The 24,622-nt window shown below is 38.1% G+C and carries 22 protein-coding genes; 21 read left to right on the top strand and 1 reads right to left on the bottom strand.

Translation table 11 applies throughout. The annotated features are described in order from the left end of the window. Window positions 1-158: 158 nt before the first annotated feature. The 20 genes from EFD62_RS05945 to EFD62_RS05850 all read left to right on the top strand — a co-directional run bounded on the left by EFD62_RS05945 (window position 159) and on the right by EFD62_RS05850 (window position 21,525). Window positions 159-719, top strand: a complete 561-nt coding sequence (locus EFD62_RS05945; RefSeq protein ID WP_069193459.1) for a hypothetical protein — start codon at window positions 159-161, stop codon at window positions 717-719. A 419-nt stretch (window positions 720-1,138) separates the two neighbouring features. Beyond that, window positions 1,139-1,426, top strand: coding sequence for an Asp-tRNA(Asn)/Glu-tRNA(Gln) amidotransferase subunit GatC (gatC, locus tag EFD62_RS05940; RefSeq protein ID WP_069193460.1), 288 nt, complete (start codon window positions 1,139-1,141; stop codon window positions 1,424-1,426). Window positions 1,427-1,467: 41 nt separating this feature from the next. After that, a complete protein-coding gene (gatA, locus tag EFD62_RS05935; RefSeq protein WP_069193461.1) occupies window positions 1,468-2,928 on the top strand; it encodes an Asp-tRNA(Asn)/Glu-tRNA(Gln) amidotransferase subunit GatA in 1,461 nt (486 codons plus the stop codon). 13 nt (window positions 2,929-2,941) lie between these two features. Beyond that, window positions 2,942-4,381, top strand: coding sequence for an Asp-tRNA(Asn)/Glu-tRNA(Gln) amidotransferase subunit GatB (gene gatB / locus EFD62_RS05930; RefSeq protein WP_069193462.1), 1,440 nt, complete (start codon window positions 2,942-2,944; stop codon window positions 4,379-4,381). Between the two features lie 46 nt (window positions 4,382-4,427). Further along, a complete protein-coding gene (locus EFD62_RS05925) occupies window positions 4,428-5,252 on the top strand; it encodes a tetratricopeptide repeat protein (RefSeq protein ID WP_069193463.1) in 825 nt (274 codons plus the stop codon). A gap of 262 nt (window positions 5,253-5,514) precedes the next feature. After that, window positions 5,515-6,513 (top strand): phosphate acetyltransferase, encoded by a 999-nt coding sequence (gene pta / locus EFD62_RS05920; RefSeq protein ID WP_069193464.1) that lies wholly within the window; start codon window positions 5,515-5,517, stop codon window positions 6,511-6,513. 98 nt (window positions 6,514-6,611) lie between these two features. Beyond that, window positions 6,612-7,805 carry an acetate kinase gene (locus EFD62_RS05915; protein WP_128705847.1) on the top strand — a complete coding sequence of 398 codons (1,194 nt, stop codon included), beginning with the start codon at window positions 6,612-6,614 and terminating at the stop codon, window positions 7,803-7,805. A gap of 247 nt (window positions 7,806-8,052) precedes the next feature. Next, window positions 8,053-8,553 (top strand): YceD family protein, encoded by a 501-nt coding sequence (locus tag EFD62_RS05910; protein WP_128705846.1) that lies wholly within the window; start codon window positions 8,053-8,055, stop codon window positions 8,551-8,553. A 109-nt stretch (window positions 8,554-8,662) separates the two neighbouring features. After that, the gene (gene rpmF / locus EFD62_RS05905; protein ID WP_069193467.1) at window positions 8,663-8,863 is read left to right on the top strand and encodes a 50S ribosomal protein L32; all 201 of its coding nucleotides are present in this window, start codon (window positions 8,663-8,665) and stop codon (window positions 8,861-8,863) included. Window positions 8,864-8,956: 93 nt separating this feature from the next. Continuing rightward, complete coding sequence (locus tag EFD62_RS05900; protein WP_069193468.1) at window positions 8,957-10,279, top strand: DUF512 domain-containing protein; 1,323 nt, start codon at window positions 8,957-8,959, stop codon at window positions 10,277-10,279. Window positions 10,280-10,328: 49 nt separating this feature from the next. Further along, window positions 10,329-11,651, top strand: a complete 1,323-nt coding sequence (der, locus tag EFD62_RS05895; RefSeq protein WP_128705845.1) for a ribosome biogenesis GTPase Der — start codon at window positions 10,329-10,331, stop codon at window positions 11,649-11,651. A gap of 5 nt (window positions 11,652-11,656) precedes the next feature. Beyond that, on the top strand, window positions 11,657-12,304 hold the full coding sequence (gene plsY / locus EFD62_RS05890; RefSeq protein ID WP_069196233.1) for a glycerol-3-phosphate 1-O-acyltransferase PlsY: 648 nt from the start codon (window positions 11,657-11,659) through the stop codon (window positions 12,302-12,304). Window positions 12,305-12,321: 17 nt separating this feature from the next. Next, on the top strand, window positions 12,322-13,341 hold the full coding sequence (locus EFD62_RS05885; protein WP_069193470.1) for an NAD(P)H-dependent glycerol-3-phosphate dehydrogenase: 1,020 nt from the start codon (window positions 12,322-12,324) through the stop codon (window positions 13,339-13,341). 301 nt (window positions 13,342-13,642) lie between these two features. Next, the gene (gene spoIVA, locus EFD62_RS05880) at window positions 13,643-15,121 is read left to right on the top strand and encodes a stage IV sporulation protein A (RefSeq protein ID WP_128705844.1); all 1,479 of its coding nucleotides are present in this window, start codon (window positions 13,643-13,645) and stop codon (window positions 15,119-15,121) included. Between the two features lie 647 nt (window positions 15,122-15,768). Continuing rightward, the gene (locus tag EFD62_RS05875; protein WP_128705843.1) at window positions 15,769-17,151 is read left to right on the top strand and encodes a sugar ABC transporter substrate-binding protein; all 1,383 of its coding nucleotides are present in this window, start codon (window positions 15,769-15,771) and stop codon (window positions 17,149-17,151) included. A 158-nt stretch (window positions 17,152-17,309) separates the two neighbouring features. Beyond that, the gene (locus EFD62_RS05870; RefSeq protein WP_069193473.1) at window positions 17,310-18,290 is read left to right on the top strand and encodes a carbohydrate ABC transporter permease; all 981 of its coding nucleotides are present in this window, start codon (window positions 17,310-17,312) and stop codon (window positions 18,288-18,290) included. Next, a complete protein-coding gene (locus tag EFD62_RS05865; RefSeq protein WP_128705842.1) occupies window positions 18,290-19,159 on the top strand; it encodes a carbohydrate ABC transporter permease in 870 nt (289 codons plus the stop codon). The genes EFD62_RS05870 and EFD62_RS05865 overlap by 1 nt, the downstream gene beginning before the upstream one ends. Before the next feature lie 253 nt (window positions 19,160-19,412). Continuing rightward, window positions 19,413-19,709, top strand: a complete 297-nt coding sequence (locus EFD62_RS05860; protein WP_128705841.1) for a hypothetical protein — start codon at window positions 19,413-19,415, stop codon at window positions 19,707-19,709. Between the two features lie 172 nt (window positions 19,710-19,881). Further along, window positions 19,882-20,940 carry an N-acetylmuramoyl-L-alanine amidase gene (locus tag EFD62_RS05855; RefSeq protein WP_069193476.1) on the top strand — a complete coding sequence of 353 codons (1,059 nt, stop codon included), beginning with the start codon at window positions 19,882-19,884 and terminating at the stop codon, window positions 20,938-20,940. Between the two features lie 171 nt (window positions 20,941-21,111). Further along, complete coding sequence (locus EFD62_RS05850) at window positions 21,112-21,525, top strand: DUF3842 family protein (RefSeq protein WP_069196234.1); 414 nt, start codon at window positions 21,112-21,114, stop codon at window positions 21,523-21,525. Between the two features lie 49 nt (window positions 21,526-21,574). On the opposite strand, the gene EFD62_RS05845 is transcribed toward EFD62_RS05850, so the two are convergent. Beyond that, window positions 21,575-21,787, bottom strand: coding sequence for a hypothetical protein (locus EFD62_RS05845; RefSeq protein WP_069193477.1), 213 nt, complete (start codon window positions 21,785-21,787; stop codon window positions 21,575-21,577). A 227-nt stretch (window positions 21,788-22,014) separates the two neighbouring features. Here EFD62_RS05845 and EFD62_RS05840 point away from each other — a divergent pair, with 227 nt between their 5' ends. After that, on the top strand, window positions 22,015-24,396 hold the full coding sequence (locus EFD62_RS05840) for an endonuclease MutS2 (RefSeq protein WP_069193478.1): 2,382 nt from the start codon (window positions 22,015-22,017) through the stop codon (window positions 24,394-24,396). Window positions 24,397-24,622: the final 226 nt, after the last annotated feature.

The raw sequence follows: 24,622 nt of genomic DNA, 5'->3' as shown, positions 1-24,622 counted from the left end.
TGTAACTCAGAGGGGAAAAGAATCGAAAAACACTTTAAACGAGGTGGAGGAGAAGCTTTTAATGGTGATTGCGGGAAACTTCTTTATTTGAGGTGCGATATATCTGTGCCATTGGTGTCGCACTCCAACTTTTGGAGTTAGGGAATAGGGTGTTGGTTATGGAAAATGAGTTTTTATTGTATCTATTCTATTGTTCAGCAATAGTATTATTACTGATACTTGTATTTATCCTGCTAACCATTAAAAGGAAAAGGAAGCTCAAGAAAGCAATTAATACTATGAGTATTAATTACGGTAATGTATGTGTGTTTTTCGATGAGAACAACAATGTGACTGTAATTCCTTACGCAAGAGACAAACATGGGGTTGGAAGAGCTGTGGAAAGTCCTATATTCTTAAAGGCACCCTATAAACCTTTAGAACTTGGAGAAGCAGTAAGGTCTTCTATGGCAATGTGCAAAGGCAAGATAATTCATTCCGACGATCAGCTTATGAGCAAGCTTAAATGCAAGTCATGGAATGAATTTTCAAAAGGGAAAAGGAACATCTCCATTTACTACAAGGAAGAGCTTGGCATCGTACTTAATACAACAAAAAAAGGTTCTGATGGTTCATACAGTTTTAACTTTAGGGGCTATGAGAAGGTTCTTAAGAATGATGTAAGTGACAATGAGCTGGGAGTTGTTATAATGAATCTGCTTGAAAGATGTAGATCTTGATGGCTGGCATGCAATAAGTTACATATAATGCATATAATGGTTGACAATATATAGGGTGTCACATATAATTATTATGTGTACACTCAAACGTATCAACATAAGTTCTCCTCTTTGTTGGAGGGAACCGGCGGTCTTTTTTGAGGCCGCTTTTTTATTTAATCCATCCGGTTCTCATAATTGACGCATTATTGCTCATTATATATAATAATCAATATATTGATGCATATTTCAAGAAGCTTATAGAATGCAGCATTTCGAAGAAATTTATGCCACAGACAGCTAATTAAACATTGTCTTTCGACATTAGGAAGGGAATATTATTGGATCAAAGCTTAATTTAATAATAAAATATAAATTGTGTATCAATAAAAAGCTTGATTTACTAACATGATTTGATGTCTAATATAGGAGGAACAAAGATGAGGGTTAACAAAAAAACATTGGAACATGTGGCAAACCTTGCAAGGCTGAACTTTACTGATAAAGAAAAGGAAAAGCTTATGCTGGATATGGAAAATATTATATCCTATATAGACAAATTGAATGAACTTGATACGTCGGAAATTATTCCAACAGATCATGTCATACCAATAAAGAACATTTTTAGAGATGATGAGGTTCTAGATTCATATCCTAAAGACAAAATGCTGATGAATGCGCCGTCAAAAGAGGACGGATGTTTTAAGGTGCCCAAGGTGGTTGAATAGCTGTATTCTCGGATAAGGGATAAAAATGGGGAGGGCAAGCAGTGGAACTTTACCAACTTACGGTTCACGAGATGTGTGACCTTATAAGAAGTAAAAAGGTCAGTGTTGTAGAGCTTACACAGTCGCTACTTGATAGAATAAATGCAGTTGATGCAAAGATCGAAAGCTATATAACAGTTCTTGGGGATGAGGCATTAAATAGGGCTAAGAAAGTGCAGGAGAGGATTGATAAGGGCGAAGCAGTATCACCTCTTGCAGGTATTCCAATGGCATTAAAGGATAATATTTGTACCAAGAATGTAAAAACAACCTGTGCTTCGAAAATGCTGAATAATTTTATACCGCCCTATGATGCAACAGTATCGAAAAAGCTTTATAATGAGGATACGGTACTTTTGGGCAAGCTCAATATGGATGAGTTTGCCATGGGGTCATCTACTGAAAACTCCTACTTCAAGATTACACGAAATCCATGGAATGTTGAAAGGGTTCCGGGAGGCTCAAGCGGCGGTTCGGCTGCATCTGTTGCCGCTGGAATGACGGGATTTGCCCTAGGGTCGGATACAGGGGGGTCAATAAGACAGCCTGCCTCCTTTTGTGGTATTGTAGGGATGAAGCCTACCTATGGCGCGGTTTCGCGTTTTGGACTGGTGGCTTTTGCATCTTCCATGGATCAGATTGGCCCTTTGACTAAGGATGTGACAGATTGTGCCATTGTATTAAACGCCATAACTGGTTATGACCCGATGGACTCCACTTCTGCCAATATAAAGTATCCTGATTATTCAAAGGCCTTGATAAATGATGTAAAAGGGATTAGGATCGGAATACCAAAAGAATATATAGCAGAGGAGACAAATCCCGAGGTAAAAAAGGCTGTTTTGGATGCGGCGGAGACTTTGAGGAAGCTTGGGGCCCAATTGGAAGAGTTTTCTCTTCCCTTGACGGAGTATGCTATTCCGGCCTATTATCTTATCTCATCTGCTGAAGCTAGCTCCAATCTTGCAAGATACGATGGCATAAAGTATGGATACAGAGCTGAAAAATATACAGATTTATTGGACTTATACATACAAACAAGGAGTGAAGGGTTTGGTGTCGAAGTAAAGAGAAGGATATTGCTTGGGACATATGCATTAAGCTCCGGTTATTATGATGCATACTACAAAAAAGCACTTCAGGTAAGGACATTGATTAAGAATGCTTTTAATGAGGCATTTGCAAAATACGATGTTCTGCTCGGGCCTACGGCACCTACCACTGCCTATAAGATTGGGGAGAAGAAAGACAACCCTCTAGAAATGTATCTTGAAGATATATATACGGTATCGGTGAATATAGCGGGGCTGCCGGGACTTACAATACCATGCGGCTTTGACATTAGCAATCTTCCTATAGGGCTGCAGCTGATAGGAAAGCCCTTTGATGAAAGTACTTTACTGCGTGTAGGATATACTTTTGAGCAAAACACTGAGTATCATAAAAATAGGGCGAGAATTTGAGGTGAGTGTTGGTATGGAATATGAAATGATTATAGGATTGGAAGTTCATGTTGAGCTTTCGACAAAATCGAAAATATATTGTTCGTGCACCACAGATTTCGGAGGAGATGCCAATACCCACACATGCCCTATATGCACCGGTATGCCGGGAGTTCTTCCGATTCTTAATAAAAAGGTGGTGGAATATGCTGTAAAGACAGGTCTTGCTACAAACTGCACTATTGCAGAATATAGCAAGCAGGATAGGAAAAACTATTTTTATCCCGATCTTCCCAAAGCATATCAGATTTCTCAGTATGACCTCCCTATTTGCCAAAACGGATATATTGATATAGAGGTGGAAGGAAAGACAAAGAGAATTGGAATCACAAGAATACATATTGAGGAAGATGCCGGAAAGCTTATGCATGATGAGCATGAAATAGGAACACTTATTGATTATAATAGATGCGGTGTACCGCTTATTGAGATTGTTACCGAGCCGGACATGCAATCGGCACAAGAAGCCAAAGCTTTTGTCGAAAGCCTTAGGGCTATACTTCAATATATTGATGTTTCTGACTGCAAGATGCAGGAGGGTTCGTTGAGAGTCGATGTTAACCTTTCGGTAAGGCCTAAAGGTCAGAAGGAATTTGGTACTAGGACGGAAATGAAAAACTTAAACTCCCTAAGGTCAATAGTAAGAGCAGTTGAAAGTGAAGCAAAAAGACAGATTGCGGTTATCGAAGATGGCAAAATCATTGTTCAGGAAACCAGACGATGGGATGAACATAAGGGTATAAGCTACTCCATGAGGACCAAGGAGGAGGCCCATGACTATCGATATTTCCCCGAACCGGATCTTATGCCGATAGTAGTGGATGAAAAGTGGAAGGAAAAAATCAGAAAGAGTCTGCCTGAGCTTCCCGATGCGAGAAGAAGAAGGTATATTAATGAGTTTGGGCTTCCTGAGCACGATGCTTTGATTATTACAGGTTCAAAGGCCCTTGCCGATTTCTTTGAAGACGCGGCGATAAAAAGTAATAATCCAAAGGCTGTGAGCAATTTTATCCTGGGGGATGTTTCAAGAATCCTCAATGAAAAAGGTATGGAAGCTGAAGACATACCTTTTTCGGCAGAGGACTTAGCAAAGCTCGTGGGTTTGATTGAGAAGGGAACAATAAGCGGAACTATTGCCAAAAAGGTATTGGAAAAGATGTTTGAACAGAACAAGGATCCGGAGACCATTGTCAGGGAAGAGGGGCTCGAAGTCGTAAGTGATGAGAAAGTACTCGCAGAAGTTGTAAAAAAAATAATTTCAAATAATTCTCAATCGGTTGAGGACTACAGGAAGGGGAAGGACAAAGCCTTTGGGTTCTTGGTTGGACAGGCTATGAAGGAGACCCGGGGAAAAGCAAATCCTCAGCTTATAAACAAGCTTTTAAAAGCAGAACTTGATAATAAAATTCTTTAGTATGATATGCGCCGATATTTTTGATTTTGGCGCAGGAGGTTTGGTTATGAAAAAGAATGCATTAATTAAATATGTAGTTTGTACAGCGATAATCATTTTGGCTTTTTTAGTTAACAAAACAGCGGGATATATACTTCTTTTTGCATTTCTCGTCTATATGCTGTATATAGAAAGAAGTATTTTTTTCGAAGCGGCTGCAAGTCGGGCTTATCGAAAGGGAGATATCGATAAAGCAATCGGATGGCTTGAAAAGGCTTGCAGAGTTGCAAAAAACAAACCGTCAGTTAAAATCCTATATGGATATTTGCTTCTTAAGACAGCGAAGTTGGAAAAAGCCGAGAAGGTTTTTGAGGAGCTTATGAATTCAAATATTGACAGCAACAGTATGATGCAGGCAAAGTCCAATTATGCATTGGTTCTTTGGAAAAAAGGACAACTGAAAGATGGTATAAAAATGCTGGAGGATGTGTTTTCGAACTATAAAAACACAACGATATACGGCAGTCTAGGATATCTTCTTATTTTGGATGGAGATATGAACAAGGCGTTAAGTTTCAATAAAGAGGCTTATGAGTACAATAACTCCAACGCAGTTATACTTGATAATTTGGGGTATACATACTATAAAATCGGCAATATTAAAAAGGCTGAGGAATTATATGAAAATCTTGTCAGTCTTAATCCCTCTTTTCCTGAAGCATACTATAACTATAGTTGTATTTTAAAGGATTTAGGTAGGATGGAGAAAGCACTGGAAATAGGAAAAAAGGCCAAGGACTACAGGTTGTCGTATCTGAGCAATCTTGACGAGGAAGAGCTAAATAGACATTTAGAGGAATTGGAACATTTGACTTCTACAAATTCCAAATAATCAGAATGGTTCCAATATACAATGAAAGACTCTGTATTTCAAAGAAATATGTCATTAATTATGGCTAGATCCAAAAAAAATAGGAAGGAGACCTTGTATACAATAAACATTTTGTATATAATTAGAGTTGCTTGGAAGCCAGTAAATTAGCTGTTTATAGTTATCAGGTCTTATTACCTGGTGATAATATACTCATTAATTGAATGGTTAAAGTAAAGTGTTCATGATAATAGCATGTGGTATTATGAAAGGAGTAGAGTTTATGGGTTTCTTAGAACAAATAATTGAAAGGGCAAAATCAAACATTAAAACCATTGTTTTGCCGGAGAGTACCGATTTGAGAGTGATTAAAGCTGCATCTATGATAGTGAAGCAGGGAATTGCAAAGGTTGTACTTATAGGCAATGAAAATGAAATTAAGAATCTGGCGGGAGATATTGATCTTGAAGGAGTGATAATAGAAGACTCCGTAACCTCACAAAAGTCAGAGGATTATGCAAATACATTATATGAGATGAGAAAATCAAAGGGGATGACTATTGAGACTGCAAGGGAAACAATGAAGGATCCCCTTTATTATGGCGTCATGATGGTTAAGAAGGGCGAAGCGGATGGTATGGTGGCAGGTGCTGTCAATTCTACTGCAAACACTCTAAGACCTGCTCTACAGATATTGAAGACAGCTCCGGGAACCAAACTTGTATCATCCTTTTTTGTTATGGTTGTACCCGACTGTGAATATGGTCATAACGGAACTTTTGTATATTCCGATTGCGGTCTGGTGGAAAATCCGGATGCAGACCAGCTTTCAGAAATTGCGATATCTGCATCAAAATCCTTTGAGATTCTGGTGGATGCAGAACCTCAAGTGGCAATGCTTTCCTATTCATCTTATGGCAGCGCAAAGAGCGAGTTGACAGACAAGGTAATTAAGGCAACTCAGCTTGCGAAGGAGAAGGCTCCACACCTTGCCCTCGATGGAGAGCTTCAGGTAGATGCGGCCATTGTTCCGGAAATCGGACAGTCTAAGGCAAAAGGAAGCAATGTGGCAGGTAAGGCCAATGTTCTTATTTTCCCGGATCTTGATTCCGGAAATATTGCGTACAAGCTTACACAGAGATTGGCAAAGGCTGAAGCATACGGACCGATAACACAAGGTTTGGCAAGACCGGTAAATGACCTTTCAAGAGGATGCAGTGCTGAGGATATAGTTGGAGTTGCGGCAATTACTGCAGTTCAGGCCCAATATGTCAAGATATAAATCCTATACAAGCCTCAAAGGATTGAAGATGAAGCGTTTAATAGTAGAAACATGTATTTACCATATTTATAAAAAATAGAACAGGAGTGAGTTATTTAATGAATATTTTGGTTATTAATACCGGAAGTTCATCATTGAAGTATCAGCTGATTGATATGGCAAACGAATCTGTGCTTGCAAAAGGTGTGTGTGACAGAATTGGTCTTGAACACTCCTTTTTAAAGCATTCAAAGACTGGCGGAGAAACTACAGTTATAGAAAAGGACCTGTATAATCACAGGCTTGCTATACAAGAGGTAATTTCAGCTCTTACAGATGAAAAGATCGGAGTTATAAAGAGCATGTCGGAGATTTCTGCCGTTGGTCATCGTATTGTTCACGGCGGAGAGAAATTTAAGGAATCGGCTATAATTGATGAAAATGTAATGAAAGCAATCAACGATTGTGTTGAACTAGCGCCGCTTCACAACCCATCGAATATAGTCGGGATCGAGGCCTGCAAGCAGATAATGCCTGATGTTCCGATGGTTGCTGTGTTTGATACGGCTTTTCATCAGACAATGCCAAGACACGCATATGTTTATGCGCTTCCTTATGAAATATATGAGAAGTATAAGCTGAGAAAATACGGATTCCATGGGACCTCCCACAAATATGTGGCCCACAGGGCAGCGCAGATGCTGGGCAAGCCTATTGAGAGCTTAAAGCTGATAACCTGCCACGTTGGAAATGGAGCAAGTATTTGTGCTGTAGACGGTGGGAAATCTATTGATACTTCAATGGGATTTACTCCTCTTCAAGGTTTGTGTATGGGAACTAGAAGCGGAAACGTTGACCCGGCAGTTATAACATATTTGATGGAAAAGGAAAAAATGGATATTAGTGATATAAACAACTTCCTCAATAAAAAATCCGGTGTTCTTGGAATTTCAGGCGTAAGCAGTGACTTCAGAGATGTCCAGGAAGCAGCTGAGAATGGAGACGATAGATCACAGCTGTCATTAGATATTTTCTGCTATGGTGTTAAGAAGTATATAGGCAAATACATTGCCGTATTAAACGGCGTTGATGCGGTGGTGTTTACTGCAGGTATTGGTGAAAATAATGATTATATAAGAAGAGAAGTTTTAAAAGATATGGACTTTTTCGGAATTAAAGTAGATTGGGATAAAAATGAAGTAAAGGGCAAAGAAACTGATATTAGTGCTCCCGATGCAAGAGTAAAAACTCTAGTTATTCCAACCAATGAGGAACTGGAGATTGCAAGAGAAACTGTAAGGCTAATAAAATAATGTTTTAAAGTTTACAAGCCTGTTTCTTCGGAAATGGGCTTTTAACTTTGCTTTCTTTTTTATCTGCAACCTTTCTAGTATGAATGCTTTAAATATGTTAATAATATTAAAATAATATTAAGAAGAAATTCTGAAAAAAGATGAGCAAAATTATTTTTGTTCGTGAGAGCTAATCTATCACATAATTCTTGACATGTGAGTTATTAGTTAGTATAATAATCTTTGTCGGTTTTAAGAGGTGACTTTTATGAAAATTGATATATCTAATATTCTAAAGCATAATGGAGCGTCATTGAATCTAGACTTTAATGAAACAGTTGGAGTCAATGAATTTATGCCCGAGGAGTTTGACTTTAGTGAGCCGATAAGCTTTAAAGGCACTTTGGTAAATGCGGGCGGAATTATAAATCTTGACGGTGTGCTTTGGGTAACTTACAGGACGAAATGTTCCAGATGTTTGAAGGATATTGAGTCGAAGATGCATATTGTTGTAAAAGAGGATTTTGTTGAAGAGGGTAATGACAAAGCCGAGGAAGAATATACATACCAAGGTAAGTTTCTTGAACTGGAAAAAGTGATGATAGATAATATCATATTGAACCTTCCGGTAAAACAGGTCTGTGATGAGGCCTGCAAGGGATATTGCCCGAAGTGTGGTGCGGATCTTAACGAAAACGAATGTAAATGCATAAATGAAGATATAGACCCGCGGATGGAAGTTTTTAAGAACTTTTTTATAGATAATTAATCATGGTTTTTATTTAAGTTAAAATTGAAACAAAATCGAGTACCTTCGATGTGTACAAGATTTTATTTATATACAAGGTTTGTTGTATTGTGACGAGGAGGTGTAATTCATGGCAAATCCAAAACGTAAATGGTCTAAAGCGAGAACAGGTAAGAGAAGGTCTCATTGGAAGTTATCAGCACCTAACTTAGTTGAATGTCCACATTGTCACTCCTTAAAGCTGCTCCATAGAGTATGCAAAGAGTGTGGGCATTATACAGTAAGGCATAAAGGTGAACGTAAGTCAATTGAGGTTCTCAACGTAGAATAGAGTAAAAGCAGCAGATACAACTGCTGCTTTTTGCTTATAGTATAATTTGCTATTCTTAAGCATACGTTTAGTAGAAAATGGGGAGGTTTTGGGTTGAAGTATAAACCTATACCAATTAAAAGGGTTTTGCCCGGAAGCATTGCAGAAGAATCAGGCCTTCAGGAAGGAGACTTTTTACTATCCGTTAATGGCGAAAAAATAAGTGATATCTTTGACTATAGGTTTTTAATTGCTGAGGAGAACCTTGTCCTTGAAATACAAAAGGAAGACGGGGAAATCTGGGAAATAGAGATTGAAAAGGATGAATACGAGGATTTGGGCATTGAATTTGAGAGCCTAATGATTGATGATGCCAAAAGCTGCAGGAATAAATGTATTTTTTGCTTTATAGACCAATTGCCCAAAGGGATGAGACAGACTCTTTATTTTAAGGATGATGACTCCAGGTTGTCATTTTTTATGGGAAATTATGTTACTCTGACAAATATGAGTTTTAATGACATAGATAGGATAATAAAATATAGAATGTCTCCTATTAATGTTTCGGTTCACACATCAAACCCCGATCTAAGGGTGCACATGTTAAGAAATAAGACGGCTGGGGACGTAATGGAGAAAATTAAGAGACTCATAGACGGAGGAATAACGGTTAATTCCCAGATAGTTTTGGTAAGGGGAGTAAATGATGAGAAAGAACTGGATAGGACTCTTGGGGATCTTGCGGCACTTTATCCTGGTCTAAACAGTATTTCTGTTGTGCCTGTAGGCATCACAAAGCATCGTGAGGGATTATCTAAGTTGAAGCCCTTTGATTCGGAGTCATCCCGGGAAGTCATAGAACAGGTTGAGGCTTGGCAAAGGAAGCTTCTTTCAAGATATGGGTCAAGGATAGTATATCTCGCGGATGAGTTTTATATCATGGGTGGGCTTGAGATACCGGATTATTGTGTTTACGAGGACTTCCCACAGATAGAAAATGGTGTCGGTCTTATTGCGATGTTTAAAAAGGAATTTTACGATTATATTGGAAAAGTAGAGTTTAAATCAGAAAAGAAAAGGGAAATAGCTATTGCGACTGGAGTTTCTTCTTATAAATATATAAAGGAATTGGTAGATATTCTTGAGAAAAAATATGAAAATTTGAACATTCACGTTTATAAAATAAAGAATCGTTTTTTTGGAGAAAATGTTACTGTGACTGGGCTTCTTACAGGACAGGATATAGAGGAACAACTATTGGGGAAAAATATCGGAGAAGAACTTTTGATCTCGGAATCTATGCTAAGGTCCGGTGAAAAGGTGTTTCTCGATGATTATACTGTTGAAATGCTTGAAGATAAATTAAAAACAAATATAACGATAGTTAGTAATAGTGGAAAAGAATTCATTGAAAAAATCCTTGGAATGGTTTTATAATATTATGGTTTGATTTTTAACTATTTTTATTTATATGGAGGGAGATAAGTTGCCAAAGCCTATTGTTGCGGTAGTAGGAAGGCCTAATGTGGGCAAATCGACTTTTTTTAATTACCTTGTAGGAAAAAGAATTTCCATTGTGGAAGATACACCGGGAGTAACCCGTGACAGAATATATGCAGAAGTTGAATGGAGAAACAGGAAATTTACACTGATAGATACGGGTGGTATAGAGCCTTATTCTGAAGATACGATAATGCAGCAGATGAAAAGGCAAGCTGAGATAGCGATTGATACAGCTGATGTCATTGTATTTATGGTGGATGTTAAGGATGGGATTACTGCCTCGGATAAAGAAGTAGCCACCATGCTTAGGAAAACCCAAAAGCCTATCATCTTGGCAGTTAATAAAGTGGATCAGGTTGGAGAACCTCCAGCAGATGTTTATGAGTTCTACAATCTGGGGATTGGTGAAATAATGACAATTTCGTCTATTCATGGATTGGGAATGGGAGACTTGCTAGATGAGATATTTAAATATTTGCCTGAGGAAGATATAGAGGATTACGAAGAGGATGTAATAAAGGTTGCGGTAGTAGGAAAACCTAATGTTGGTAAATCTTCCCTCATAAATAGGATTATTGGAGAGGATAGAGTTATTGTAAGCGACATTCCAGGTACAACACGAGACGCTATTGACACCTTTATTGAAAATGAGCATGGCAAATTTGTTTTTATTGATACTGCCGGTATTAGAAGGCAGAGTAAGATTAACGAAAAAATTGAAAAGTACAGCACCATAAGGTCTTGGACAGCAATTGAGAGAGCAGATGTTTGCTTAATATTAATAGATGCCCAAGAGGGTGTTACCGAGCAGGATACGAAAATAGCCGGATATGCTCACGAACAGGGAAAAGCTTCTGTTATAGTGGTGAACAAGTGGGACTTGGTGGAAAAGGAAACCGGAACGCTTGAGGAATACAGAAAAAAGGTTCATGAAAAACTAGGTTTTATGCTCTACGCTCCTGTAATTTTTATATCGGCTATGACAGGGCAAAGGGTTGATAAGACTTATGGACTTATAAAGTACGTATCCGAACAGGCAGCCATGAGAATTTCCACTGGAGTATTAAATGACCTTCTGAATGAAGCTACTGCAATGGTGCAGCCTCCGTCAGACAAGGGAAAAAGATTGAAAATTTATTATATGACTCAAGCATCTGTTAAGCCACCTACATTTATTCTTTTTATAAACGATATGAAGCTTATGCATTACTCCTATGAGAGATACCTTGAGAACCAGCTTAGAAAGAGTTTTGGATTTGAAGGTACACCTATAAGGTTCATATTGCGGGAAAAGGAAAGGGAGTGATAGCATTGCTTTGGCTGGTATTGAAGGCTGTATTGGCTGCTCTGATAGGGTATCTTCTAGGGAGCGCAAATACATCGCTTATTGTTGGCAAATTTTATGGTGTGGATGTAAGAAAGCACGGGAGTGGAAATGCCGGTATGACTAATACCTTGAGGACTCTCGGAAAGCTTCCGGCTTTGCTTGTAATTGTTGGGGATATGCTAAAGGGGATTTTGGCATGTATTATTGGATACTATATCTTCAGAATTGGATTGGATTTATCAGAGCTTAATTATGCTGTAGATATTAACAGAGTAGGATTGTTTGCCGGAGGTTTGGGAGCAATATTAGGGCATAACTGGCCGCTTTATTTTGGTTTTAGAGGCGGAAAGGGTGTATTGACCACTTTCGCAGTGGTGTTGCTTGCAGGACCGTATCAAGGGCTTATCCTCTTAGGTATATTTCTGGTAGTAGTTGCATTGACCAGATATGTGTCCTTAGGTTCAATAATGGCTGCATTGTGTTTTCCCTTTCTTGCTGCTTTTATGGAAAAAGATATTTTATTTACTTCGTTTGCTACTTTTGTAGCTCTTCTTGTTGTAATCAGGCATCGTTCCAACATTGTAAGACTGTGTAAAGGTACTGAAAACAAGTTTGGTGCAAAAAAAGAATGAGTAAGGAGAGGCGAAATATGGACAAAAAGATATCTATAATTGGTGCGGGAAGCTGGGGAACTGCTCTGGCGGTGTTGTTGGCCAACAAAGGTATAAGTGTTAACATGTGGTCAGTTTTTGAAGATGAGATTAAGATGCTGAACGAAAAGAGAGAGCATGTACATAAATTGCCGGGTACTATTATCCCGGAGAATGTTACATTCACCTCGGACCTAGAAAAAGCCGTAGGTGATGCTGAGGTTCTGGTCATGGTGGTTCCTGCTCAGACAGTGAGACAGACTTCAAAAGATATATCAAAGTATATAAGAAATGATACGATAATTGTGAGTTGTTCTAAAGGCTTGGAAGAGGGAACGGGGCTGAGAATGTCCGAGGTAATAGGGCAGGAAATAAAGAATGCAAAGACTGTTATACTATCGGGTCCAAGTCATGCCGAAGAGGTAGGAAAAGGCATACCTACAACAGTTGTGGCAGCATCTGAGGATATAGAAGCGGCGGAGCTTATTCAAGATATATTTATGGCTCCGGAATTTCGAGTGTACACCAATACAGATGTTGTTGGAGTTGAGCTTGGAGGAGCATTAAAAAACGTAATAGCGTTGTGTGCCGGAATATCGGATGGCTTGGGGTTTGGTGACAATACCAAAGCTGCTCTTATGACCAGAGGAATAACGGAAATATCAAGGATTGGCGTTTCTTTAGGAGCTAATCCGCAGACTTTTGCCGGACTTACAGGTATAGGTGACCTTATTGTAACATGTACCAGTATGCACAGTAGAAATCGGCGTGCCGGGATTTTAATCGGACAGGGAAAAACGGCAAAAGAAGCCATGGAGGAAGTAAAAATGGTTGTTGAGGGTGTTACAACGACTAAAGCTGCCTATGACCTTGCACAGAAGCAAAAGGTACCGATGCCCATAACCGTTGAAGCATATGAAGTATTGTTTAATGGCAAGGACCCAAGGCAGGCAGTGTACGACCTTATGATGAGAAACAAGAAAAATGAGGTTGAGGAATTGGATGCAAAATGGCTCTAATTAATGGCTAGCTAAAGCCAGTAAGAATTGTGTATTGCAAAGTGAGTAGATTTAAAGACAACTACTCACTTTTTTTTGTCCTTTTTGTAATAATAAAAGAATATAGACAATATATTTATAGTGATAAGAATACTAGTACTCAAAACTTAAGATGCGTTTTTTACGGTAAATGGTCAATAAAATGCTTGTTGATTATTAATGAACGCACTAAAAACGGTATTACCGCAATACTTGGCTTAAGTTTCGGGTGAAAAACAATTGATGGTAGCAGGTTTCAAATAAAAGTAAGGGGGGTTTGCGGGTGGAAAAATATAATATATACCAGCAAATAGCAGAAAGAACGCAGGGAGATATATATATAGGTGTTGTAGGTCCGGTGAGAACAGGAAAGTCCACATTCATAAAAAGGTTCATGGACTTATTGGTTATACCTAATATAGAAAATGAATTCTCAAGGGGAAGGGCAAAGGATGAACTTCCACAAAGTGCTTCAGGGCGTACGATAATGACAACAGAACCGAAATTCGTCCCAAATGAGGCCATTAGGATTGAGCTTGATGAAAATGTTCAGTTTAAGGTAAGACTAGTAGATTGTGTCGGGTATATGGTAAAAGGTGCTATGGGGCATATGGAAAACGATACTCCCCGAATGGTGTCCACACCTTGGTTTGATGAGCAGATTCCGTTTGTTCAGGCAGCAGAAATCGGCACGAGAAAGGTTATCAACGACCACTCTACCATTGGATTTGTAATTACAACTGATGGCAGTATAACTGATATTGATAGGGAGGACTATATTGAAGCCGAAGAGCGTGTAGTAAAGGAATTAAAGGAGATTAACAAACCTTTTGTAATACTTTTGAACTCAATAAATCCATCGAATCCTGAGACAGAAAGTTTAAGACAGGAGCTCGAATTAAAGTACAATGTTCCGGTAATAGGCACCAACTGTGCACAGCTTAGAATCGAGGACTTGAACAACATAATGGAGAGAGTTTTGCTTGAGTTCCCGATAAGCGAGATTGGAGTCAATATACCAAAATGGATTGAGTCCCTCGAAGATGACCACTGGCTCAAAGTTGACATGATAAATGCGGTTAAACAGGCTTTTGGCGGAATTACAAGGATTCGAGAGATTAAGGGAAGTGTAAGCAAGTTCGACGAATTTGAATTTATAAAGCGTGCTTATATTGACAGCGTAAACCTTGGCTCAGGAACTGCTTATGTGGAGATTAATGAACAGGACGGGTTGCTTTATCGCATATTGAGCGAAGTGACCGGGCTTGAAATTGATGGTGAACATAGGCTCATAGCACTTTTGACGGATCTTGCAAAGGTAAAGAAAGAATATGACAAGGTTCAAGATGCCCTTCGTGAGGTTAAACTTAAGGGATATGGTATAGTATCTCCCCAGATAGAAGAGATGTCTTTAGAAGAGCCTGAAATAATAAAGCAAGGAAGCCGTTTTGGGGTTAAACTTAGAGCAAGCGCACCTTCAATACATATGATAAGGGCAGATATTGAGACGGAAATAGCTCCTTTGGTGGGAACAGAAAAACAGTCGGAAGAACTGGTTAGCTATCTTCTCAAGGAGTTTGAAAGTGAACCGGAAAAACTGTGGCAATCAAATATCTTTGGAAAATCATTGCATGAACTGGTAAGTGAAGGACTCCAAAACAAGCTTTATAGAATGCCTGAGGACGCACAACTAAAACTACAGGAGACGCTGCAAAAAATAATTAACGAGGGAAGCGGAGGACTTATCTGTATTATTCTGTAAACTAATTATGCGAGGAAAGTAATCAAGAAGTCTTGATAAATGCTGCAAAGTGCTGCCATATACAAACTGTTATGGAAGTACTTTGCTTATTTGCTTTTAGCAAATTTAGAAAAAATGTTAATATAATATATGCAATAATATATACAAAACAAGGTGAGAAAATTTCTCGACAAACGAAGAATTTTCTTTGAACTGGGGTGTTATAATTGCAAAGTTCATTGGAAAAAAGTACATAGTAAAAGAATATGCATTAAAATATAGAATAAAGACTTAAACTATGATAATATATATAAAGTGAGCAGGTATTGTTTATACAAATATTAATCTAAAAAATATTTGCAGTTTAGCTACATAATGTATGTGCCAATTAATAGCAAAAATGTTTTTTACGATGCTCTAACCGGGCGAAATATCGGTATTTACTTAAGAAAATATATTGAACTCCAGGATATTTGAGCCTGACCAGTAAAATTAATACAATAAGTTAAAAAACGGACATAGAACAAGCAAAATGGCGCAATTTGAGCTATAACGTAATATTTTCACTAAAAATAGTAATTATTTCATGTTGTTTTTTTTTAGATTAATTTATAATATAATTTATTGTATAAGCAATATCTAATTATCATTAAAGGGGGAAAAAAACTATGCTCAAAAAGGTAATTGCGTTAATGTTGGTTGCTGTTATGGCTTTAAGTCTGGCAGCATGTGGTGGTGACGAACCACAGCCTCAGGGTTCTCCTGATGGTGGAAACACTCAAGCGTCACCAGATTCAGGTAATGCTGCAAAGGATCCAGTAACTTTGACACTCTGGATTATGCCTAACAGTAACACACCAGACCAGGATTTCCTCGGTGTAATCAAACCATTCACTGATGCTAATCCTCACATCACAGTTCAGCCTACAGTTGTAGACTGGGGTGCAGCTTGGACAAAGATCACAGCTGCTGCTACAAGTGGAGAAGCTCCTGATATTACTCAGTTAGGTTCAACTTGGACAGCTGCTATCGGAGCAATGGGTGCATTAGTAGACCTCAATGGAAAAATCCAAAAAGATATCTTCGTTGACTCAACTTTACAGTCAATCGGTATCAGAGGCAAAGATGAAATGTACGGTATGCCTTGGTTCTCCGAAACAAGAGCTCTTTTCTACAGAACTGATGCAGCTGAAAAAGCTGGTGTAAATCCTGAAGCAGATTTTGCAACATGGGATGGATACAAAGCAGCTCTTAAGAAACTTAACGGTATTGAAGTTGACGGTCAGAAATTACCTGCATTAGGTATGCCTGGTAAGAACGACTGGAACGTTATCCACAACTTCGCATGGTGGATTTACGGTGCTGGCGGAGACTTGATCAGCGAAGATGGCTTAACAGCTACATTCTCAACTGATGAAGCTCTTCAAGGTATCAAATTCTATTCAGAACTTGCTGTTGAAGGTTTAATGGATAAGCCTTCACTCGAAAAGAATACATCCGATATCGAGTCCACATTCACAACTGGTGGATACGCTACATCATTCCTCGGTCCTTGGAACATAGCTACTCTTAAGAGAAATAAAGCAGAACAAGGTATAGACATTGTTGACAAAGTAGCAGTTTCTATGGTTCCAGCAGGTCCAAAAGGAAGAGTAGCATTCTTGGGTGGAAGTAACATTTCCATATTCAAGTCATCAAAGAATCAGGAAGCAGCTCTTGAACTTCTCAAATACTTAAGCTCAAAAGAAGCTCAGGTTGAATACTCAAAAGTTACTGGTATGCTTCCAACTGTTAAAACAGCTTACGAAGATCCATACTTTGAGTCTGATGCTATGATGAAGGTATTCAAGGATCAGATGCAGTATGCTAAGCACTACGCATCAATTCCTGGTTGGGCTCCTTCAGAAACTTACTTCCAACAGGGTCTCAGCAAAATCTGGGATAACGCTATGGGAATCGAAGGTGCATACGACTACGAAAAGACTAAAGCAATCGTTAAAGAAGTTGAAACACAGATCAACACTGTATTGAAAGAAAACAAAGTTGACTAATACAAGTAAGTAGTAGTTCTTAGAAACAAATACTTTTAAAAGAGTATTTATAAAGTTAATTGAGTTTAGTGCAGAGCAGAAATGCTCTGCACATACTCAATACTTTTATTATATTCTGTATTGTCAAAATGTGATAATAATTGTGGGAGCTTGATTATATGGATATTCAATTAAAAAAATCTGGTATAGGGGTTAAAGAGAAGAAGTCAAGTCATCTGCTGTATTCTATAAAGCAGAATTTATTCGCATATGCTATGTTAATACCTGCCTTTGTGGCGATGCTGTGCATTCACTTTATTCCTATGATGCAGGGTATATATATATCATTTCTGAATCTTAATATGATGACAATGACTAAGTTTCTAGGAGCACCGTTCATAGGTCTTAGGAATTACTATGAAGTCCTTTTTAATCCAGATAGTTTAATTAGGACAGGTTTCTGGTATGCTCTTAGAAATACAGGTATTTATACCTTTATAGTTACATTTTCAACATTTGCTCTAGGAATTATATTGGCGATGTTGGTAAACAGGGAATTTAGAGGCAGGGGTATTGTAAGAACCGCACTTCTTATGCCATGGGTTGTACCTTCCTATGTTGTTGGTATAGTGTGGGGTTTTTTATGGAGACAGGACTCCGGTATGATAAATATTATTTTGCATGACTGGTTGCATATACTGTCCGAAAAGCCATATTGGTTGCTGGGACGTAATCAGATTTGGGCAATAATTATACCTACAATCTGGAGAGGGCTTCCTCTTTCAATGATTCTTATGTTGGCTGGTTTGCAGAGTATATCTCCTGACTATTATGAAGCAGCTGATATTGATGGTGCTAACGGTTGGCAGAAGTTCTGGAATATTACTCTGCCTTTGTTGAAACCGATTCTTGCTATCAACGTCATGTTTTCTCTTGTATCGAATATTTATTCCTACAACATCGTTGCAATGATGTTTGGTAATGGTGCCGGTATACCTGGTGACTGGGGAGATCTTCTGATGACAAATATTCAAAGAAACTCATTCCAGTTGTGGCAGTTTGGTCCGGGTGCAGCGGCATTAATGATTGTAATGTTCTTTGTTCTTGGCATTGTTGCGTTGTGGTATGCATTCTTTAAAGATGATTTGGTGGTGAAGTAATGGCAAAGACAGGTTATTTTGAATCGATGAAAAGAAAAAAGAAAATGAAAAATACCTTATCCAATATACTTCTTGCTATAATGGTGGTATTGTCATTGGGGCCGATAGTGTTTATGGTGATGACATCGCTGATGGATCATAATGCTATCGCAACGGGTAAATGGATTGTACCTAATCGTTTTTCAAACTATGTTGAAGTGTTTGAGAAACTGCCCTTTGGTATTTATTTTAGAAACAGTCTTATTGTATGTTCATGTGTTATGATTGTGGCACTTGTTATTGCAACTCTTGCAGGATATGCTTTGGCAAGATATAAATTCCCGGGTTCAGGCTTTTTCGGAATTCTTATTCTTTCAACACAGATGCTTCCTGGAATGATGTTCTTGCTTCCTCTTTATCTCGACTTCGTAAAAATAAAGGAAGCGACCGGAATACAATTGACAAACTCAATTCCTGGGCTTGTAATAATATATTCTGCGTTTTATGTTCCTTTTAGTATCTGGATAATTAGAGGATTTTTTGCATCTATACCGGGTGAGCTTGAAGAAGCTGCCAGAATAGATGGATGTAACAAGTTTTCAGCATTCATAAAGGTAATGCTTCCTTTGGCTGTTCCAGGAATTATTGCAACTGCAATATACATTTTCCTTATGGCTTGGGACGAATTGCTCTTTGCATGGGTACTGCTTAAAGACGCTAACGTGCTTACTATCCCTGTTGGTATCAGAGCATTTATTGCTTACACAACAGCAAGGTATGACTTGTTGATGGCAGCGGGTAGTGTAGTTACTGTTCCTGTACTCATCATGTTCTTCACTATGCAGAAGAAGTTTATCAGCGGTATGACTGCTGGAGCTGTTAAGGGTTAATCCCTAGTTTTATAAAAATAATATAATAATAAAAAAAATCAATTTCTTTTTGAAACATGATTTGTATTCAATAAAAAGCTTTAATTAATTTTATCTGGGCTTTGGCGAAATTTAATTTTGTCGAAGCCTAAACTTATATCTGGGGGTTGGGGAAATAGTTTGAAATTATTTCAATCGAGTATTACAATATATATTGTAGTTGAATAAATGGAATGTAGAAAGATTCAAAAATAGAAAGAACGGGTGTTGAGGTTTGAATACAGATTTAAGTGTTTCATATTCAATTGCAGTGTTTATTATAGTTCTTTTGGGGGCTTCTGTTTTAAACCTATTAAAACAACATTATATATTCCAGATTACAGGAATAGCTTTTCTGTTTATGGTCGGCATTATTAGAATGACATCAATCATTCAAAACGGTTCTGTTGCTTCACTATCACAATTGTATTTTACTTTACTTCCTATTCTTTCAGGAATAGGTGCCTGTCTTGTTTCAATGTCTCTTGGTTTTTGGATATTTCCGATTATTAGACGAAAAATTAATAACTGATCAATATATGGCAGTCTGCCCGAATAAGCTTTAAAATATACTTTATGTTAACTTATCCATCCGTATCCTATTTTTCCTTAGTATAAATTACATAGAGGAAGATTGTATTTCTTTATAGAATTATTATGTAAACCTGATATAATTGAAATTGAGGAAAGAGAGGAGGGGAGTTATGAAGAAGTTAGCATTTTTACTAGCTGTATTAACACTTGTATCACTCATGGCAGTTCCTGGGTTTGCCTCAAGCGGTCAGTATTATTCAGGTCTTTGGGGAATGACCTCTAATGCATTCATAGCTGTGGATGGAAGGATTTTGTCGCTCGAAAGGAATCCTGTCACTATCGAAGGAAGAATTTTAGTACCGGCAAGAACTACTTTTCAGGTAATGGGAGTTAGGACTGAATGGTATCCTTCTTATCAGGTAATAGAGATGACCAAAGGTAACAAGACCATTACAATGAGTATTGGAAATAGGGTAGCATATTCAGATGGTTCTATAAAGTATATGGAAGCCCCGCCTATTCTTGTAGACGGTACGGTCATGGTACCAATTAGATTTGTTGCTGAAAGCTTTGGAGAGAATGTAGGCTGGGATGCAAAAAATGTGATAGCTTATATAGGAAAACAACCGACAGAAATACCTTCAAGAGGTGGCCTTAATACTGATAGAACATACAAGGTTGTTATTGATGCCGGTCACGGGGGAACTCAATCAGGGGCTGCGTACGGAGGAGTAAAAGAAAAGGATTTGAATCTGGATATTGCCAAACGGCTAAATGCCCTGTTGCAAGCTGAAGGTATAAAAACATATATGACCAGAGATAATGATACAACATTGGATCTGTATTCAAGATCTGCTCTTGCAAACAAGGTCGGTGCTGATTTGCTTGTGAGTGTGCACAACAATGCAGGAAACAGTAAGACTTCAGGGTCTATGACGTTATACCATCCGGACAGAAGCAAGACAAAGGGCAATCTTTCTACGTATGAATTTGCACAAATAGTTCAGAAGAATTTGAATAAAACCTTGAAATCAAAAGATATGGGAGTTATTCAAAGACCAAATCTAGCGGTACTAAGAACAGCAAACATGCCTGCGGTGATAGCAGAAATAGGTTATATGACTAACAGTACAGAGCTTGCAAAACTAAAGACAGATTCATATAAGCAGCAAGCTGCAGAAGCATTAAAGGATGCTGTAATTGAGAGTTTGGAAAAAATGTACAAATAGTCAATTGCGAAATGGTAAGAACATATATTATCAATCCGCAATACTAAATGATAGAGCTTATCGTTTAGTGTTGCTTTTTTTTACTTATTGAAGTAAAATTTTAGCTGACATCTAATTGATATTTTCACTATGAGAGAAAATAAATTTATTTATGGATACAGAGGAGATGCAATGAAAGTAGCAGTTGTAGACGGACAGGGTGGAGGTATTGGAAAAACCATTGTTGAAAAACTGAGAAGGGAATTGCCTGAAGGTACGCAAATCATAGCTTTAGGAACAAATGCTCTTGCTACAACCCTTATGCTAAAGGCTGGAGCTAGTGAAGGTGCATCAGGGGAAAATGCAATAGTATTTAATGCTCCGAAGGTAGATGTTATTGTCGGTCCTATAGGGATAATTTCAGCAAATTCCATGATGGGAGAGCTTACTCCACTGATGGCTGGTGCAATAGCAGAAAGCCCTGCAAAAAAAATACTTATACCCCTTAATAGATGCAATATTGAAGTGGCAGGCGTGAAAAATGAGCCACTGCCATATTATATTGACACTGCTGTTAATATGATTAAAAAATATATAGAAGAGTAAGTGGGCGCAGCTTTTTAGTATATTTAGCAAGTATTTTTAGTTAATATTATTACTGTAGCATGTACATAAAGCTCGTGATATTTTCATGGAGCAAATCCGGATCCAACTTGCCGTTTTCGGCATCCTTATACAAATTTATATATGCCTCACGAGCCCTTCTTATATGCTTCTTCTTGCTTAAAGGCCAGTCATGGCTCTCTTCATATGCTTTTATATCGTCAATATAGGATTTTATTATCTCAAGCTTTTTTTCATTTGTCATTTGAAGAACCTCCTTTTTTATGAATGAGTATAAAAACTTAGCCAATTATAGGTTTTTCGTTTTAGTATTTATTTATTCAAGGCAAAGTTTTCTTTAATATATAGTGCTTCGAAAAAGAATTTATTAGGAAATTGTGCTAAGACATAACTTTCTTTTAAGACGGACCTATTTGTGTTATAATTATTAGGTGTTAATAAAGCATAAAAAACATATGAGGTAAGGGATAAATGAACGAAAAAACACTTAGAGTATTGGAGTTTGACAAAATAATTAATAAGCTGGTAAGTCTTACTGCATCTCCATTAGGCAAGGAATTGGCGGAGGAGCTGCTGCCCGAGGCTGACTTTAGCATGGTACAGAAGGCGTTGAAGGAAACCAGCGACGGTGTGACTTTTATAGCAAGAAGAGGAAGCCCTCCTATGGGGGGAATTCATGATATTAGGGATAGCTTAAGAAGGGTTGAAATTGGTTCAGTTCTAAGCCCCGGAGAGCTTTTAAAGACTGCTGGAGTTCTAAGAGTGGTAAGAAATCTTAAAAGCTATGCAAATGATGACAGGATTAAAACAGACGATGACAATGTGGTAAATGAGCTTATAAGGTGCCTTGAATCCAATAAACGGATAGAAGACAGGATTTACATGTCGATATTAAGCGAGGAAGAAATAGCCGATAATGCGAGTCCCACGCTTGCCAATATAAGAAGACAGATACGCAATGCTCAGGAGTCAATAAAAGAAAGACTCAATGATATCCTCAGATCATCCAAGTATCAGAAATATATGCAGGAGTCCATAGTTACTTTAAGAGGTGATAGATATGTAATTCCCGTTAAGCAGGAATATAGGTCTGAAATACCTGGACTTATACATGATTCATCGGCTAGTGGAGCGACTATTTTTATTGAACCTATGGCAGTTGTTGAAGCAAACAACAACATAAGAGAGCTAAAGATCAAGGAGCAGGCTGAGATTGAGAGAATATTAGGAGAATTGACGGAAGAGGTGAGGGGAATTGTTGATGCCCTTAAATCCAATGTTTCTCTTCTTGGTAGACTCGATTTTATTTTTGCAAAGTCAAAGCTCAGCCTTGATTATAACTGTGTTTGCCCTGTACTAAACGATGAACATAAAATATTAATAAAAAAGGGAAGACACCCACTTCTAGACAAAAAAGCTGTGGTTCCAACCGACTTCTGGATTGGAGAAGATTTTAACACCCTTGTAGTAACCGGACCTAATACCGGAGGAAAAACAGTTACTTTGAAAACAGTAGGTCTATTTACCCTCATGACCCAGGCAGGCCTTCATATTCCGGCAAATGAGGGAACTAGGATGAGTATTTTCAAAAAGATTTATGCGGATATAGGGGATGAGCAGAGTATTGAACAGAGTCTTAGTACTTTTTCCTCGCATATGAAGAATATAGTTGGAATAATGAACGATGTGGATGAAGACTCCCTTGTTCTATTTGATGAGCTTGGAGCTGGAACAGACCCGACGGAGGGGGCAGCTCTTGCGATGTCAATACTTGAGTATCTAAGAAACAGGGGCAGTACTACGGTTGCCACTACTCATTACAGTCAGCTGAAGGTGTATGCTGTCACCACAGAATTTGTGGAGAATGCCTGTTGCGAGTTTAATGTGGAGACTCTAAAGCCTACTTATAAGCTCTTGATTGGGGTTCCCGGAAAGAGCAATGCCTTTGCCATATCAAAGAGACTGGGACTTTTTGACGATATTATAGAGCGGGCGAAAGAGTTTTTGACAAAAGACGACATAAAGTTCGAAGACATGCTTATGTCCATTGAGAAAAACTTAAGTGAATCGGAAAATGAAAAGATGAGAGCAGAAAGCTACAGACTTGAAGCGGAAAAGCTGAAAAAAGAGGTGGAACAACAAAAAAAGAGGCTGGATGAAAATAGAGACAAAGTCTTACAGGAAGCCAAAGCAGAAGCAAGGAAAATCCTTCTTGAAGCGAGAAGGGAATCAGAAGAAATTATTTCAGAAATGAGAAGGCTTGAACAGGAGATCCAAAACGAACAGAGACAAAAGGAAGCGGAGGCTATGAGGCTCAAGCTAAAAAGAAAGATTGATTCTATTGAGGAAACATTGGCTATGCCTCTTATTCCAAAGAGCACTCTGGTAAAGCCTCCGGAAAATCTGAAGCCTGGGGATAGTGTTTTGATCGTGAACCTGAACCAGAAGGGAACAATTATTACTCCTCCAGACAAAGACGGAGAGGCAGTGGTGCAGGCAGGAATAATGAAAATAAATGTTCATATATCAAATCTAAAATTGGTAGATGAACAGAAAAGCGTGCTGAATAAGTCCGGGATCGGAAAGATAGGGACATCAAAGGCAAAAAACATATCAACTGAAATTGACCTTAGGGGATACAGCTTGGAAGAAGCCATCGAAAGTGTTGACAAATATTTGGATGACGCGGCTATTTCCGGGCTGGGGGAAGTATCTATTATTCACGGAAAGGGAACTGGGATACTGCGAAACGGCATACAGAAGTATTTAAAATCAAATTCCCGGGTTAAATCCTTCAGACTTGGAAAGTACGGGGAAGGTGAGTCGGGAGTTACGATAGTCGAACTGAAATGATGTTATTATTTTACTTGGAATTTTATAGTGTTATAACATGCTAAACATAAATTGTAGTGTGTGTAAAATAGAACATGCAGATATGTTGACAATCATATGTAAAATAAGGTATTTTATAATTAGTTCGACAAACGCACAATTCAATTTGAGTGCTTGCAGATTCCAGTAGCTGCAAGCACTCTTTAAGTTATTTCCTCTTTTTACCCACATATTTAATTAAAAATAG

Source organism: Acetivibrio mesophilus (genome assembly GCF_004102745.1).
GTDB lineage: Bacteria > Bacillota > Clostridia > Acetivibrionales > Acetivibrionaceae > Hungateiclostridium > Hungateiclostridium mesophilum.
This window is presented reverse-complemented; position numbering and strand designations above follow the sequence as displayed.

Bases quoted from the DNA above. Each gene is read 5' to 3' on its own strand.
- EFD62_RS05945 (WP_069193459.1), top strand. From the start codon at position 159: ATGGAAAATGAGTTTTTATTGTATCTATTCTATTGTTCAGCAATAGTA.
- gatC (WP_069193460.1), top strand. From the start codon at position 1,139: ATGAGGGTTAACAAAAAAACATTGGAACATGTGGCAAACCTTGCAAGG.
- gatB (WP_069193462.1), top strand. From the start codon at position 2,942: ATGGAATATGAAATGATTATAGGATTGGAAGTTCATGTTGAGCTTTCG.
- EFD62_RS05925 (WP_069193463.1), top strand. From the start codon at position 4,428: ATGAAAAAGAATGCATTAATTAAATATGTAGTTTGTACAGCGATAATC.
- pta (WP_069193464.1), top strand. From the start codon at position 5,515: ATGGGTTTCTTAGAACAAATAATTGAAAGGGCAAAATCAAACATTAAA.
- EFD62_RS05915 (WP_128705847.1), top strand. From the start codon at position 6,612: ATGAATATTTTGGTTATTAATACCGGAAGTTCATCATTGAAGTATCAG.
- EFD62_RS05910 (WP_128705846.1), top strand. From the start codon at position 8,053: ATGAAAATTGATATATCTAATATTCTAAAGCATAATGGAGCGTCATTG.
- rpmF (WP_069193467.1), top strand. From the start codon at position 8,663: ATGGCAAATCCAAAACGTAAATGGTCTAAAGCGAGAACAGGTAAGAGA.
- EFD62_RS05885 (WP_069193470.1), top strand. From the start codon at position 12,322: ATGGACAAAAAGATATCTATAATTGGTGCGGGAAGCTGGGGAACTGCT.
- EFD62_RS05875 (WP_128705843.1), top strand. From the start codon at position 15,769: ATGCTCAAAAAGGTAATTGCGTTAATGTTGGTTGCTGTTATGGCTTTA.
- EFD62_RS05870 (WP_069193473.1), top strand. From the start codon at position 17,310: ATGGATATTCAATTAAAAAAATCTGGTATAGGGGTTAAAGAGAAGAAG.
- EFD62_RS05865 (WP_128705842.1), top strand. From the start codon at position 18,290: ATGGCAAAGACAGGTTATTTTGAATCGATGAAAAGAAAAAAGAAAATG.
- EFD62_RS05855 (WP_069193476.1), top strand. From the start codon at position 19,882: ATGAAGAAGTTAGCATTTTTACTAGCTGTATTAACACTTGTATCACTC.
- EFD62_RS05850 (WP_069196234.1), top strand. From the start codon at position 21,112: ATGAAAGTAGCAGTTGTAGACGGACAGGGTGGAGGTATTGGAAAAACC.
- EFD62_RS05845 (WP_069193477.1), bottom strand. From the start codon at position 21,787: ATGACAAATGAAAAAAAGCTTGAGATAATAAAATCCTATATTGACGAT.
- EFD62_RS05840 (WP_069193478.1), top strand. From the start codon at position 22,015: ATGAACGAAAAAACACTTAGAGTATTGGAGTTTGACAAAATAATTAAT.